This window comes from Pedobacter sp. MR2016-24, from assembly GCF_026239655.1.
In the GTDB taxonomy this organism is placed as follows: domain Bacteria; phylum Bacteroidota; class Bacteroidia; order Sphingobacteriales; family Sphingobacteriaceae; genus Pedobacter.
Genome location: NZ_JAPIVO010000002.1, coordinates 1 through 16,184 on the forward strand (window position 1 = coordinate 1; position 16,184 = coordinate 16,184).

10 protein-coding genes are annotated in these 16,184 nt (G+C 40.1%); 1 reads left to right on the top strand and 9 read right to left on the bottom strand.

Features of this window, described 5'->3' with window-relative positions:
* Nucleotides 1–191 precede the first annotated feature (191 nt).
* Nucleotides 192–1,172 (top strand): acyl-ACP desaturase, encoded by a 981-nt coding sequence (locus OQX62_RS04200; RefSeq protein ID WP_265830158.1) that lies wholly within the window; start codon nt 192–194, stop codon nt 1,170–1,172.
* A gap of 80 nt (nt 1,173–1,252) precedes the next feature.
* Here OQX62_RS04200 and OQX62_RS04205 read toward each other — a convergent pair whose 3' ends face one another.
* The 9 genes from OQX62_RS04205 to OQX62_RS04245 form a co-directional block, all read right to left on the bottom strand.
* Nucleotides 1,253–4,618: a methylmalonyl-CoA mutase family protein gene (locus OQX62_RS04205; protein WP_265830159.1), complete on the bottom strand. Its 3,366-nt coding sequence runs from the start codon at nt 4,616–4,618 to the stop codon at nt 1,253–1,255.
* 136 nt (nt 4,619–4,754) lie between these two features.
* Nucleotides 4,755–6,422: an alkaline phosphatase PafA gene (gene pafA / locus OQX62_RS04210; RefSeq protein WP_265830160.1), complete on the bottom strand. Its 1,668-nt coding sequence runs from the start codon at nt 6,420–6,422 to the stop codon at nt 4,755–4,757.
* Between the two features lie 145 nt (nt 6,423–6,567).
* Complete coding sequence (locus OQX62_RS04215) at nt 6,568–7,854, bottom strand: bifunctional folylpolyglutamate synthase/dihydrofolate synthase (RefSeq protein WP_265830161.1); 1,287 nt, start codon at nt 7,852–7,854, stop codon at nt 6,568–6,570.
* A gap of 2 nt (nt 7,855–7,856) precedes the next feature.
* Nucleotides 7,857–8,669 carry an energy transducer TonB gene (locus tag OQX62_RS04220; protein WP_265830162.1) on the bottom strand — a complete coding sequence of 271 codons (813 nt, stop codon included), beginning with the start codon at nt 8,667–8,669 and terminating at the stop codon, nt 7,857–7,859.
* Nucleotides 8,669–9,070, bottom strand: coding sequence for an ExbD/TolR family protein (locus OQX62_RS04225; protein ID WP_265830163.1), 402 nt, complete (start codon nt 9,068–9,070; stop codon nt 8,669–8,671). The genes OQX62_RS04220 and OQX62_RS04225 overlap by 1 nt, the downstream gene beginning before the upstream one ends.
* On the bottom strand, nt 9,070–9,780 hold the full coding sequence (locus OQX62_RS04230) for a MotA/TolQ/ExbB proton channel family protein (RefSeq protein ID WP_265830164.1): 711 nt from the start codon (nt 9,778–9,780) through the stop codon (nt 9,070–9,072). The genes OQX62_RS04225 and OQX62_RS04230 overlap by 1 nt, the downstream gene beginning before the upstream one ends.
* Before the next feature lies 1 nt (nt 9,781).
* Entirely contained in the window at nt 9,782–11,218 is a 1,437-nt protein-coding gene (locus tag OQX62_RS04235; RefSeq protein WP_265830165.1) for a hypothetical protein, read from the bottom strand.
* Between the two features lie 128 nt (nt 11,219–11,346).
* A complete protein-coding gene (locus OQX62_RS04240; protein ID WP_265830166.1) occupies nt 11,347–13,065 on the bottom strand; it encodes a TonB-dependent receptor in 1,719 nt (572 codons plus the stop codon).
* A gap of 11 nt (nt 13,066–13,076) precedes the next feature.
* Nucleotides 13,077–16,094 carry a tetratricopeptide repeat protein gene (locus OQX62_RS04245; RefSeq protein ID WP_265830167.1) on the bottom strand — a complete coding sequence of 1,006 codons (3,018 nt, stop codon included), beginning with the start codon at nt 16,092–16,094 and terminating at the stop codon, nt 13,077–13,079.
* Nucleotides 16,095–16,184 lie beyond the last annotated feature (90 nt).

A 16,184-nucleotide genomic window follows, 5' to 3' on the forward strand; every position in this document is an offset into this window, starting at 1 on the left:
TGCCAAATCTTAAAGAAAGCCTTACAGGAAACTGTGAGGCTTTTCTTGTATACAGACATTTCATATTGGTTATTCTTTATTTTGCTTTTCACTCGTCATTGTTTTCTGACAAAATCCGCCATAAATTACTGTCAGAAAGTCTTTTTGAGAAAAAATTGGTTATCTTTGTAACTAAATTAACATACACACAAATGAGTTTTTTTGCAGAAAAAAGAAGGGAAGTGATGCTTCATATCGAGCAGTATATGCTTGAAATGATGGATACTTACTTAAAACCGATTGATACAAATTGGCAACCAACTGATTTCTTGCCTGTGTCTACAAGTGATACTTTTTTTCAGGATATCAAATCTTTGCGTGAAACTGCAAATGATCTTTCATATGATCTTGTTGCCGTTTTGATAGGCGATACAATTACGGAAGAAGCTTTACCTACCTATGAGTCATGGTTGAGCATGGTTGAAGGTGTCAGCCGTAAAGAAGAAGGTGGCTGGATGAGATGGAACCGTCACTGGACAGCTGAGGAAAACAGGCATGGAGATCTATTAAATAAATACCTTTATTTATCCGGCCGGGTTGATATGCGTCAGATGGAGATTTCTACGCAATATCTGATCGCTGATGGTTTTGATATCGGTACCGGTCACGATCCATACCGTAACTTTATATACACCAGTTTCCAGGAACTGGCTACAAACATTTCTCACCGTAGAGTAGCATCGTTGGCAAAAAAAGACGGCGATACTTTATTATCCAGAATATGTGGTGTGATTGCTTCTGATGAGGCAAGACATGCTAAGGCTTACAAAGATTTTATGTCTAAAATATTTGAGGTAGATCCAAATGAAGCATTGATTGCTTTTGAAGATATGATGCGTAAAAAGATTGTAATGCCAGCTCACTTCTTAAGAGAGATGGGGCTAAAAATGGGACAAACTTTTGGTCACTTCACTGATGCAGCTCAACGTTTGGGTGTATATACTGCGGTGGACTATGTAGAGATCATGCAACAACTGATTGAGGAATGGAAATTGGATGGAATGCGTGATTTAAACGAAGCAGGAGAACAAGCGCGCGACTATATAATGGCTTTACCTAATAGACTTTTACGTGTTGCTGAAAGAATGAAAACGCCAACGATGGATTATAAATTCAGCTGGATTCACGCATAATATTATCTATTATGTAACAGAAAAGGCAATCAGATCTGATTCCGATTGCCTTTTCTGTGATATAGTATTCCCGGTTCAACTTACATATTTCTCCTGTACTGCCCGCCTACTTCATAGAGGGCTTTTGATATCTGACCCAGGGAGCAAAATTTACAGGCTTCCATGAGTTCCTCAAATGTATTTCCACCTTTTATTGCTGTTAGTTGCAGCTGTTCCAATACTTTAGTTGTCTTGTCTTTATTGAGTTGCTTAAAGGCTTCCAATGCCGATATCTGATATTGTTTCTCCTGCTCAGTTGCGCGTATAATTTCACCAGGAACAACGGTTGGAGATCCTTTTTTATTAAGGAAAGTATTTACACCGACGATTGGATATTCTCCTGAATGCTTTAAGGTTTCGTAGTATAGGCTTTCTTCCTGGATCTTGCCGCGCTGATACATGGTTTCCATCGCACCCAAAACTCCGCCTCTGTCATTTATTCTTTTGAATTCTGTTAACACGGCTTCCTCTACAAGATCAGTGAGGTCTTCAATAATAAATGCACCTTGTAAAGGATTTTCATTTTTAGCCAGTCCAAGTTCTCTGTTGATAATCAGCTGTATGGCCATAGCCCTTCTGACAGATTCTTCTGTAGGTGTAGTAATCGCTTCGTCGTATGCGTTTGTATGTAATGAATTGCAATTATCATATATCGCATATAAAGCCTGCAAGGTTGTCCGGATGTCATTGAAATCAATTTCTTGTGCATGAAGAGATCTGCCGGAGGTCTGGATATGATATTTAAGCTTCTGTGACCGCTCATTTCCCTTATACTTATTCTTGATCGCTTTGGCCCATATTCTTCTGGCTACGCGGCCTATTACCGCATATTCAGGATCAATTCCGTTGGAAAAGAAGAAAGAAAGATTAGGTGCGAAGTCATCTATGTGCATACCCCTGCTAAGATAGTATTCTACAAAGGTGAATCCGTTGCTGAGCGTGAAGGCCAGCTGTGATATAGGGTTTGCTCCTGCTTCTGCGATGTGATAACCTGAGATAGATACAGAATAGAAATTACGTACTTTTTCATCGATAAAGTATTTTTGAATATCGCCCATCATTCGTAATGCAAACTCTGTGGAGAAGATGCAGGTATTCTGAGCCTGGTCTTCTTTCAGAATATCTGCCTGCACTGTACCGCGGACAGAACTGATCGCGTATGCGCGGATCGTTGCGTATATATCGACTGGTAAAACCTGATCACCAGTTACACCCAGCAGCATTAATCCAAGGCCGTTGTTGCCAGCAGGCAGTTCTCCGCTATATGTAGGTCGCGGCTGACCAGCGCTATCAAATATCGCTTTGATCTTTAGTTCCGTTTCTTCGATGAGACCATTTGCTATAATATACTTTTCACATTGCTGATCAATCGCCACGTTCATGAAAAAGCCCAAAAGCATTGGGGCCGGACCATTTATAGTCATAGAAACAGAAGTAGCGGCAGCACAAAGATCAAAGCCTGAGTAGAGTTTCTTTGCGTCATCTAAAGTAGCAATGCTTACTCCCGAATTGCCTATTTTTCCGTAAATATCTGGCCGGGTATGCGGATCCTCACCATATAGGGTTACAGAATCAAATGCAGTTGATAAACGATGTGCAGGCTGACCTAAAGAAACGTAATGGAATCTTTTATTTGTACGCTCTGGTCCGCCTTCTCCCGCAAACATTCTGGTAGGATCTTCTCCATCACGTTTTAAAGGGAATACGCCTGCAGCATAGGGAAACTCCCCGGGTACATTTTCAGTTAGCAGCCACTTGAGTATATCGCCCCAGTCCTGATATCTTGGCAGGGAAACTTTCGGGATTTTAAGTCGGGAAAGGGATTCGTAGAATAGCGGCTGTTTTATTTCTTTATCCCTTACTTTATAACTAAAAAACTCTTGTTTATATTTTTCAGTTGTCACCGGCCATTCTCTCAGGAGTCGTCTGCAGTGGCCGTCCAGCTGTTCATCCAAATGATTATACATTTCTGTAAGTGAGTTCATCAATTCAGGATTTTTATCCGAAATTTCAATTACACCTTTCAGTTGATATAATTTGCGTGCCGTGATTGTCTGCCGATTCACCCAGTCATTGTAAGTCTGACTTGCTTCGGCTATTTCAGCAAGATACCTGATTCTGTCTGGCGGAATAATATAGATTTTCTCTGACTGATCCAAGGTCATCAATAACTGCGCTTCAAATTTCACACCGGTCTTCTGCTGAATTTGAGTCATCAGTGCAGTAAACAGATTATTCATACCCGGATCATTGAACTGTGAAGCCATAGTACCGAATGCCGGTATATCTTCATCGCGGGCATCGAATAAATTGTGGTTCCTTTTGTATTGTTTTCTTACGTCGCGTAAAGCATCAAGGGCACCACGTTTATCAAACTTATTGATGGCTACCAGATCTGCAAAATCCAGCATATCTATTTTTTCCAGTTGTGTGGCCGCACCAAACTCGGGAGTCATCACATATAAAGATACGTCACAATGTTCTGTGATCTCGGTGTCTGACTGACCTATACCCGAAGTTTCAACTATTATAAGGTCGTAGCCGGCAGCTTTACAAATATCGATACTCTCCTGTACATTTTTTGACAGGGCCAGGTTAGCCTGCCTGGTGGCCAGCGAACGCATATATATCCTTGGGTGATTAATGGCATTCATCCTTATCCGGTCGCCCAATAATGCACCACCGGTTTTCCGTTTAGAGGGGTCAATGGAGATAATCGCAAGCGTTTTATCTTTTACCTCCATCAAAAATCTGCGGACCAGCTCATCCACGAGTGATGATTTTCCCGATCCTCCGGTACCAGTAATTCCTAAAACCGGAGCCTGGTTATTTATGGTCAGTTTCTTTAAGGCATTTACAAATCCCTGAGCAGCTTCCGGATCATTTTCAGCCACAGTAATAGCTGCTGCAATACTTTTAACTATCTTTTTAGGAATGGTTTCCAGTTCTGTAGTAATTGATTTAGTAGTAATAAAATCTGTTTGTTCCAGCATGTTGTTGATCATGCCCTGCAGACCCATTTTACGGCCATCATCCGGAGAATAAATTCTGGTGATTCCGTAATCTTGCAATTCTTTGATTTCCGATGGGAGGATCACACCGCCGCCGCCAGCGAAGATCTTGATATGACTGGCTCCATGCTGTTGCAGCAGGTCATACATATATTTGAAATATTCTATATGCCCTCCCTGATAGGAGGTCATCGCTATACCCTGAACGTCTTCTTGTATAGCACAATTCACTACTTCCTCTACTGAGCGGTTGTGGCCCAGGTGAATCACTTCGGCACCGGATGATTGTAGTATGCGGCGCATTATATTGATAGTAGCGTCGTGCCCGTCAAACAGCGCCGCTGCAGTGACAAAACGTATCTTATGTTTAGGGATATAACTTACAACTTGATCCATAGAAAGAATTATATTTGGTATACAAAGTTAACAAAATCTCATTAGCACTGTAAACGGAGTAATTGCAATATATGTATAAACAAGAAATCCCCGGGAAACTGATGTTCCGGGGATTTCTTGTTCGGTTAAAACTGATTTATTGATGTGTCAGCTCAGTAATGGGTTCGCCTACATTTCCGCTGGGCATTTGAATATGAAGTAAAGCAGCAATAGTTGGAGCGATATCTGTCATATGATGTGTTTTATTAGTTTTTCCGGGTTTTACATTCCATCCCATAAATACCAATGGAATATGCGCATCATAAGGATTCCAGTTACCGTGCGTTGTACCGGTTTTGCCTCCATTGAACCAATTAGGCTGCAGGATATAATAAATATCACCGCTAAGACGCGCATTATAGCCATTTGTGATCATTTCTTTCTGAATTGCAGGAAGAGTACTTTCAGCGATTCTTGATAAGTCTACTGCATCTGCAAAACCATCGATTGTTCTCAGGTAATCTATAGCTGCAGATTTCATTGCTGTGAAATCAAGTTTTGCCAGATCAGGATTATTATGGTCAAAAATGATTTGATTATTCATGGTCATCATAACCGGTTTTTTGATTTTGAACTTGCTTTCTAAATTGCTGTTCAGACCAGTTACGACTGCCTTGTCATCAACTACTCCGGCATGCATTTTATTCTCAGTCATATAACCTGGTACATGAGCAGCACCATGATCAGCCGATAAAAATACAAGATAGTTTCCTTTACCAACTGTTTTGTCCAGATAGCTGAAGAAGTCAGCAATATCCTTGTCCAGTCTCAGGTAAGTATCTTCCGCTTCAATGGAATTAGGACCATACTGGTGACCAATATAATCTGTCGATGAACAGCTAACGGCAAGGAAATCGGTAATATTATCTTTACCCAAGCTTTCAGCTTCAACAGCTTTTTTTGCCAGATCTAAGGTGATCGTGTTACCATAAGGCGTACTTCTGATCATATCATAGTTTTTTCCGGCATAAAGTTTTAATGGATGTGGAAACACTGGTGCTTCCTCGCCTCTGGTTTTTCCTTCATAGGGTTTATTATCTGATGTGCTTTCAGTGTAAGTATTGATTGGATACAAGGTATTCCAGTTCTGGTCATAATATTTATCGGCCATTTTTAGCTTATTATAATTCTGCATCCAAGTTGGAAGTTCATTCATATAATAGGTACTGGTAATCCAGTCACCTGTTTGTCCATCATACCAATAAGCTCCTGTTGGAGTATGACCTGCAGGTAAAATTGAACCACGGTCTTTCAGTGAGATTCCGATAACCTTTCCCTTAAAATTAGTGGCGATCCTCAACTCATCTGTAATTGTAGTGCTCAGCAAGTTTTTAGGAGACATCTTTCCGGCAGGGGTGGAGGATCCGACACCTGTCACTGTAGAGTCTTCGGCACAGTAAACACCTTTTTTTAATTGCGGATCGTACCAGTCATTGCCGATAATTCCTGTAATTGCCGGGATCGAACCTGTGTAGATGCAAGTGTGTCCCACAGCAGTATAAGTCGGTGTATAAGGGATATACGTATTTTCTACAGAGAAACCTTCATTGATCATCCGCTTGAAACCACCTTCCGCATATCTGTCGTAATAACGGTACAAATAATCCCATCTCATTTGGTCGACAACCAGTCCGACAACCAGTTTTGGACGGCTCACTGTTGCTGGATAAGCTGAGGCAGTCGTTGAACTCTTTGATTTTTTTTGAGCGTTTGTAACACTACATAAGCAGCAGAGTGCCGCAAACAACAAATAGTTTTTCTTCATCAGAATATAATTGTATTTAAGGATATTAAAGCCATCACAAGCTTATATCTTAAGTATATCATCCTTAAGCTCATGATGTTTTATCATTATGTGTTAAGCTTGGCAAAGATACCTTTCGCTGGTAAAGTTAATGTTAAGAAAAGCCTTAAAGTGCTTCTGCAACAACAAAGGTACTTCCGCCTATAAAAATCAGATCGTTCGGATCAGCATTTGCTTTTGCATTTCCGATAGCTTCAGCAACAGATCCAAAAATATTGCCCTTTAAATTGAATGCTTTAGCCTGTCCGGATAGTTCTTCAGCTGACATTGCCCTTTCGAGATCAGGCTGACAAAAGTAATAAGTGGCCGATGCAGGCAACAATTGAAGTACAGTGGTGATATCTTTATCTTTCAGCATACCGATTACAATATGTAATTGGTCATGAGGTGTAGCATTGATATTTTCCATCACTTCTTTGATGCCGGCAACGTTATGTCCTGTATCGCAAATTATAAGTGGATGTTCGCTTAAAATATCCCATCTTCCACGCAATCCCGTCAGTCCCTTGGTATTCGCTATAGCCGATGTAATTGCCTCATCCGTAATTTCAAATCCAATCTTATTCAGGAGAATAACGGATTGTATCACGGTAAGGATATTTTTCAGCTGATATGACCCTGTTAGATCCAGTCGCAGTTCAGGATATAGTAGGCTATGCTCCTGATATACTGAGGTAATCAGAAATGTATCTTTTCTAAAAGTATCGGAAACATGCAGCAAATCACTGGCAAAGATGATAGCACTATTGGTCTCTGCAGCCTTGTCTACAAAAACAGTGGTGGTCTCTGCTTGCCGTTCCCCAATCACAACAGGTATCTGATTCTTGATGATACCTGCTTTTTCATAAGCAATTTCAGGAATAGTATTCCCCAATAAATTGGTATGATCGAGACTGATATTGGTGATTACGGATAATTCCGGTGTGATGATATTTGTTGAATCCAGCCGACCGCCCAGTCCTGTTTCAATTACAGCAATATCTACTTTTTCCTTCGCAAAGTAGTCGAATGCAAGGCCTACGGTCACTTCAAAAAAAGACGGGCTGATATCTTCTATGAGTTCTTTTTCCTGTGCTACAAAATCAGTCACGAATGATTCCGGGATCATTTCACCATTGATCCTGATCCGTTCTCTGAAATCTTTAAGGTGAGGAGAGGTATAGAGTCCCGTTTTGTAACCAGCTTTTTGTAAAACTGCCGCCAGCATATGTGAAGTAGAGCCTTTGCCATTAGTACCGGCAATATGGATCGTCTTAAATTTGTGCTGAGGATTTCCAAGATGTTCACACAAGGCAATGGTATTGTGTAAATCTTTTTTAATCGCGGCAGCGCCGATACGGGTAAACATTGGAAGTCTGCTGTACAGGTATTCCAGAGTTTCTGAATAAGTCAATTTTATTTCACTTTAAAATTAAATACCACTACGCCAACCTGGAAATCCGGAGCTGAATCCGACTGATTTAGTCGCGCCCCCATTACGGCAGCTTTACATTTTGCCCAAAGGTCAAGATCCTGTAAAGTAGTGCCTTTCACGCCAGGAACAGCATCCACAACGATACCCTGTTTATTAATTGATATCCTTACGGCGATTTTACCTGTTTTCTGTCCGTCATCCTGCGGTGTAACCAGGTTAGTAAAACGTCTTAAGGCGATAGGTGTAGTTCCAAAACCAGATCCACCTTCACCATAATTATTTGCCAGCGGGTCGCCATTTACTGATCCCTGATTACCAGGTGTAGTTCCTGTACCATCCCCGCCGCCGGTTCCCTTATTGGATTTTCCTTTATACAGGGCATTCTGATTGATAGCTGGCTTAGCCGGTTTATCTACAGTAGATGCCGTAGGAGTGGAGGTACTAGCTGTTTTTTTTGTGTTGATACTTACCGCTTCCTCACTGGTCTGCGTTACAATATCCTTATCCGTGCTTTGTGAAGATTTGGTGGGTGTAACCTGCTGATCAGGCACTACCTTATCCGGCGGTTGATTATTTGCATTAGGATCTGCAGAGGGTTCTTCTATGCTTGTATAATCCGTACCCATTCCTTCTACAGATGTACCATAGTTAACCACCATGCCTCCTGTACCAAATTCCTCGACAGGCTTGAAGGTACCAATCGCAATAAAAAAGCTTAAAGCAATAAAAATCACCATTACGGCAGTTGAGATTGCCAATGCTTTAGGATAATTATTTTCTTCTTTATAAGTCATTATTTTTTAGGTTCTACAGCTAAAACAACTTTAAGTTTCAATTGGTTTGCTACATCAAATACAGCCATGGTATTTTCTATAGATACACCTCTGGCTACGTATAATACTAAAGTCAGATCTGGCGACGCCTTTTGATAAGTTTCAATGCTGGCCTTCATATTTTCAAGTGTAACCTGCTGTTTCTCTACAAAATACTTCAGGTTTTCATCAATTGATACGGTTACGGTTTTTTGCGCCGATGATTGTTGTCCGGATTCAGAACGAGGAAGTAACAGTTTCACCACCTGCGGATTTACAACTGCCGAAGCAAGAAGGAAAAACAGCATCAGGAAAAACATGATATCATTCAATGCTGAAGTATGTACTTCAACTGTTCCTTTATTTCTTTTGCGTAGGTTCATTATTTACCTGGTTCTTCTAATAGATCAATAAACTCTAAAGCGTCTGTTTCCATTCTCAGGATAATGCGTTCTACCATCGCGTTTAATACATGGTATAAAACATAGGCCATGATACCCACAATCAGTCCCGTTGCTGAGGTAATCATTTTAGTATATAAACCACCAGAGATCGTTCCTATCTCAATTGCACCTTTAACAGATACATCATGGAAGATCGTAATTACCCCGATAATAGTACCCACGAAACCTAACATAGGAGCAATACCGGCTACAATACCTAATATACTGATATTTTTCTCCAGTTTTGATACTTCATGTTTACCTACGTTTTCTATCGCAGCTTCAATATCTTTAATTGGTCTGCCGATACGTCTTAATCCTTTTTCAAGCATACGACCCAGCGGAGAATTTGTATTTCTGCACAAAGCGATGGCATTTTCCAGCCTGCCTTCATGAATATACTGTTTAATCTGAAGCATCAGGTTCGACTCTGATTTGGAAGCTTTACGGATAGTGATATAACGTTCCACAAAAATAACCAGGCCGGCAAAGGCAAGCAGTGCCAATGGCACCATTACCCAACCGCCTTTAAACAGCAGGTCTATAAAATGTAATTCAGGAGGTGCAGCAGTCACAGCTTGATTAGCAACGTTAGTGGAATCAGCGAGTTGGTTTACTGTATCTGTAGCAACCTGTAGCAATGTGATCATATTATTTTTGTTTGTTTGGATAAATGTAAATTCCTTTAATTTTTAATTTTGAAGCGAGTTTTTCCATTTCGGCAGTAGCAGAAACCCTGTCTTTAAACGTACCTAAACTCATCTTTATTCTTTTGCCAGGTTCATTTGGCAATCCTTTTGCAATTACACCGCTTTGTTTCATCTGATAAATGAAATAATCAGACTCCTTTTTGTTTAATACTGCGGCACCGATAATCTCATAAGTAACTGCAGTATCCTGCACAGCTGACACAGCGGCTTTTTTAACCGTGTCTTTTTTAACAACTGGCCGGTTAGCAACAGTTGAAGGTGCCGTAGTAACTTTAGTTGTATCAATTATAGCCGAGTCGGTAGGCTGTACAACCGGAACAGGCGCAGTTTGCGGTTTGGCAGCTGGCTGCATTGACGAACTTGTTTTTCCTGTGATGCCTTCAAACATTTCAGGTTTTAAAATATAAGTTCCGGCAATAAATATCAGTAAAACCACTACCACCATCAGTACTTTAAGGTAAGCAGGTGTTGTTTTTTCGTCTTCTGTAGCTTCGTCGGACTCATTCCCATGCAATGCCTGCGGAGGTGCGCTGTAAAAAGGCGCTACAGGTTCTGGTTTTTTGATTTGCCAGATTACTTCTTCCTTTTTAATTTCCGGGACTACCTGAGCCGTTAAATTGTCACTTGTTTCCTGACCCGGGTTTTCCTCTTCTAACTGGTTTTCAACAGCTACTTCCTCTGGTGAAGGTTTGATATAAGGTTCTTCGATCACAGCAAGCGGAACCTCAGTCTCGTCTGCTTCATCGTTATCAATGCCTGTATTTATTGTTTCTTCTTTTATTGATTTGACTGCGGGCAGTTCCGCTTTTTCTGCTTCGAGGGACTCAGTTTGTTCAGCTCTTATCACTTCTTTGTCAGCTATGATAGTTTCTTCTACAGGAAGATCAGCAACAGTTTCTGCAGGATCTCCCAGCACCTCTGGTTCAACCGGAGTATCTTCTAAAGGGGCAGGTGTTGTTTCCTGATGAACAGGAGCTGCAGCTTTAACTGCCGGAAGTCCGAAAAAGTCAAAACCAGTATTTAATCCGGTAGCTGGTTCAAGCGTTAATTTATCGTCCTGTTTTCTCAATATACCAAAACTGCCAAACTCAGCCTTGTGCTGATCATTTAGCTCTTTGCCGACCTGATTACTGAACTCTTCAATGAAATAGTTTGCGGTATCGGCCGATACATTTCTTTTTTTACTGATAAATTCAGACAAGAGTACTTCTTCCTTAACCTCCTCAGTAAAGTCGACCGTATAACTGGGTGGCAGAAATGAATGCGTTTCAGCATCATACCGTCCCGGAGACTTCTTTTTGTAGATCGTGCCCAAACCGGGAATTCCTACTAATTTTCGGGTTTGAATAAGTTCTGACAGGTATGATAAGATATCCATTCTGGTAAAAATAAATTTTAATTCCGTATCAACCAATTATTATGTTCATTTGAATATATTTTCTGCTACGAGCCATTAAAATCATCAGGATGCTATTATTTCTAATAACGTCCTGATGATTGTATTGACTAGAAGGAATAGCTGATTCCTCCAAATACACTTACTCCGATAGATTGATAATATAAATATCTGCTGTATTTAGTGTTCAATAAGTTGTTAGCTTTGGCGAAAGCCGAGAACTTGTTATTGATTTTGTAAGTCGCGCCAATTCCCAGGTCTACAAAACCTTTTACAGAAGTTACCGTTTCGTTGGCCGGATCTGGAATCAGGTATGGATCAGCAGGAGCAGAAGTATATACTTTTGCATTGCTTGCATCCTGTATCGCAACTGCTGCATTAAATCCAATTTTATCAGTGATCTTGTAATCCAGATTTGAACTGATACGTAACTGCGGTTTAAACCAGCTATAGGTTTCGTTTGATGGTTTATAATCTTCCAGGTTCAGTTTTCCAGTCCATTTCAGCTGATCGCTTACCTGTACTGACAGTTCACCCTCCAGGCCTAGAAGTTTCATGTTTCCAAAATCATAAATTACATCGAACTTATTGAAATTGGTGAAGTTATTTACGAACAATGGCATGTCTGTAATTTCCTTACGGTATACTCTTGCTTTGTAACCAAAACCTGGTCCGCCTGTTCCTTTGATACCAGCACTAAAACTGAATTTCTCTATAGAATTCTGAATATTGATATTGCTGTTTAAGAATGGATTCTCATCCGTTAAGTCTTTCATCGAGGTTCTGTTCACATCACCCTTTACTTCAGCAAAGATCTGCAGGTAATCCGGGATCAGTGTGAAGTCTGCCGTAACGGCCGGGAAAATTCTGCTTTTTGATACCGCACCAAATTCCTGTACAAAGTTAATTCCTGCAGTAATTTTGATGCCATTCGCCTGTAAGCGTATATAAGGATTTAAACGTAATAAGTTATTTGATACACTGGTCAGCTCATCCTTCGTTTTACCCAATTCTGTAGATGCAGCCAGGCCAAGATTAAAACTGCTGATTCTTTTATTCAGATAACCATTGATCGTCACTACGTTTTCTTTGGCAGACAATTGATCACCCCAGATATAACCATTGATTTTTGCTGCATAACTCAATGCATTTTCATCCTCCGTATATTTATTAACAATTTCACCTTCTGCTTCGATAAAGTTGAAAGCCTGTTTCTGCGGATCAAGATTACGTAGAGGATTCAATTCGTCGTATCCATAGAAATACAGGCCTTTTCGTTCATAGTTTACGCGACCGCTTAATACGGCTTTTTCTCCTATACTTCGACCAAAAACTGTCAGTTGCTGCTGGTTAAACTTCTGTCCTTCCAGTTTGCCTTCCTGACTGAAGTGTCTGAAGAATCCGCCAGCCTGCAAAGCCTCATCACGGCCCATATTGATATATGCTTCGCCCAAAATGGTTCCGGCAGATCCTAAGCCTGCTTTGACGTAATTATTAATAATTTCTGTTTGTCTTTCTGCTGCTACTTCCTGAGCATATAATTTATTGATGTCTGAATTCAGCTCCAGTTTTCTGTCCGTAAGACTGTAGTTGAACTTTGCTTTATATGTTTTTACATCATTTAAATCAGGACTTCTGCGCAATTTTACCGCTTCAGCCAAAATTGGTTTATATGGTCTTACTACTTCAATTTCTTCGGTAACTGCTTTTTCTTCTGTTTTGGTTTCAGTCGTTTTTTTGTCGGTAGTCTTCTTATCCTGTGCCTTAATGCTAAAGGTACCAGCAGTAAGGAAAAGTAGTGTAGTATATATTAATTTGCTCAATCTCATGATGCTTCGTCTTATTTAATTTTTTCTAATTTCTCTTTGGCAGTCGCAACAATTTCATCCTTACCATCATAATTGTCTATGATACTCAGCAATGTGCTTTTTGCCTGCAGGTTATCCTTTAAGGCCACATAATTATCAGACAGCAGAATAAATGCTTTTGCTACCCAGTAATCATAAGAAGGCATGTTGTTGATTAAGTCAAAACAAGTTTTCTGCGATGTTTTATAATCCCGCTTAGCATACTGGATCTCCGCCAGTGTGTATTTCGCTTCAGCTGCAGCCAGTGTTTTAGTTTTCCCAACAACACTTGTAAAAGCTTTTACAGCGGCAACGGTATCTGCTTTCAGTAAATAGGCCTTACCAGCAAACAGGTCAGAACTGTTCAGCTCTTCTTCCGATGCCTTATCTGAAGTTTTTGATAACTGAGCATATTTAAGCACATCATCAGGCATGTTTAAAGCACTGTAGGCTTTCAGTAAGTTATTAATTGCAAAAGAATAATGAGATTTATAATCAGCCGTTGTTTCTAGTCTTTTCAGGTAAACAATAGCTTCATTGTATTTTTTCTGCGCTAAGAACAGTTTAGAAATACTTACCAGTGAGCGTTCAGTATAATCGCTCGTCCAGTCGTTCAAAATGTATTCATAATCCGGCACAGCATCATCCGGACGATTTAATTTTACCAGTGATTCCGCCCTGATAAACTTAGCTTCTTTATCATGAATTGCTTTAGGGAATTTGTCGAAATAGGCATTTACGCTCTCTACCGTTCCCTGTGCATCACCTTTTAAATACCTTGTATTTGCAGCCTGGAAAACAATATTGTCCTGGTCTGCCACCGAATAATTACCAATTGGTGTAGTATTCGCATAAGCGATGAAACCATTGGCATCACCACGGTCTACATAAATATTTTTGATAGATTCCAGTGCCTGTTTAGCTTCTTCTGTACTTGCATATTCTGTAATTACCTTTTTGAAAGATTCCAGTGCAGCGTCATCCTGATCCTGGTTGTACTGTATCAATCCGATCGTCACCAGGGCTCTTGGCACATAACTGCTACGTGGATATTTGGCTAGTAATCCGGTCAGATCACTTTTTGATTTATCCAGTTCACCTTTGTTGAAGTAAGTATAGGCAGTTTCGAAACCTGCATCATCTGCATAGTTAGAATTTGGGAACTGTTTCAGTAAACTTTGCATGGTGCCGATTTTGGCATCATCCTGTCCCTGCAGACCCTGGATCATTCCACGCTGAAATAATGCGTAATCTTCACCAGCAGATTTATTGCTGATAATCCGGTTATAATAAGTTAACGCATTGCCATAACTTTTACTGACAAAATAAGAGTCGGCCAGCCTGATGGTGGCATCAACAACTGTATTCTTATCCTTATCATTTCCGCCCAGGAAGCGCTCAAAATAGTTAGCAGCCTTAGTATATTTCTCGTCCTCAAATGCAGCATAGGCCAATGCATAATTCGCATAGTTATACACATTTGTTTTATTTGCGTCTGGCATATCCAGAAACTTTTCGAAAGTTTTTACGGCTTCACCATATTTACGCAGTTCGTACATTGATTCTGCCATCCAGTAATTACTCAGGGCATGGATTTCCTTATCCTGAGGAAAGTTGCCCGAACGCAGGAACATGGAAAGCGCATTAGGGAAGGCCCTTTCATTATAAAATTCCAGTCCGCGGAAATAGGTTACCTTTTGATAAGCTTCTTCTGCTTCAGGTGATTTATTAGCGATAGGTTCAAGAATATCAATTGCAGCCTGGTAGTTTTTACTTGTCAGCAAGATCTCTCCCAGCAAAGTTTTTGCCTCATTCAACCTGCGTGAAGAAGGGAACTGTTTCAGGAAACTCTGTGTAGATTCCAGCGCCTGCTGATTAAAATCAAGCTCATAGCTTAATCTCGCATAATTGATCCATGCATCTTCCTGGATCACCTTATCAAAGTCGACCCTCGAAGCTCTGAAGAAAGCGCTTCTTGCTTTTTCTTTATTGTTCAGTTTAAGAAATGAGCGTCCTAAAGTGTACATTCCACTTTGCAGATAGACATCATCAGTAGTCAGCTGCTCCAGAACAGTAACAGATTCTTTGTATTTATTTAACTGGAAAAGTGAGTAACCATACTGATAAATGAAGAGGTTATTTTTAACCTCCGACTTGTCCTTAGCGTAAAAATCCCTGAAATAAATCTCCGCATTTTTATAGTCGGATTTAGCGAAATAAGACGCAGCAATCAGACTCAGCATTTCTGCTTCGAACTGTTGTTTTGAACTTTTTAAAATAGGAATCGCATAGCTGATCACATCATCATAACGTTCGTCCAGATAGTACATCGACGTGATATAATAAGGATAGCTCGCTTCATAAGTTTTAGAGCCTTTGAGTTTTTCAAAATTGCTTAATGCAGTTTTGTATTCCTTATTCAGGTAATTGATGTAAGCAAAATAGTAAGTTGCGCTTTCCTGAAAAGGGCCATCAACTTTTTTGACTTCTTCAAACAGGGGTTCTGCCTTTTCTATATCTTTCAGTTCAAAATAAGAATAACCCTGTTTAAACTGGTATTCTGTACGTTGTTTTTTAGATAGGGTAGAAGGATCAGTTTTTTCAAACCATTCCAGTGCTTTCTGGTAATTTTTTTGAGCGAAGTATGATTTACCTACATGGAAGTAAGCTAATTTAGTATTTGGATTTAATGGATAATCTTTGATAAATGTCTGGAAAAGACTTTCAGCATCATCGTTCCCCAATTCCAATGCGCAAACTGCAGCGTAAAATTTAGCATTTTCTTTCAGCAGAGAAAGTTCAGAATTGCTTTCCTGCTGTGTGCCTGGTTTGCGTCTTAATTGTTCTACCAGTCTGAATTGCTGTGCAGCTGCCACATATTTTTCGTTATCCAGCAGTTCAAGTCCCGTTTGATAATTTTTATTCAGGTTCACTAACTCGCTTATCTGCGCATAACCCGCTGTAAGATTACCAGCTAATAAAAGCGGAACAATAAGGTATTTTTTTTTCATAGAATAATCGTCTTTTCAATATTATGAATCTTGCATCAGCCTATTGAGCAATTTTACGAGGCAAGCGTGCAGGTTCATTTGGTTTCAAAT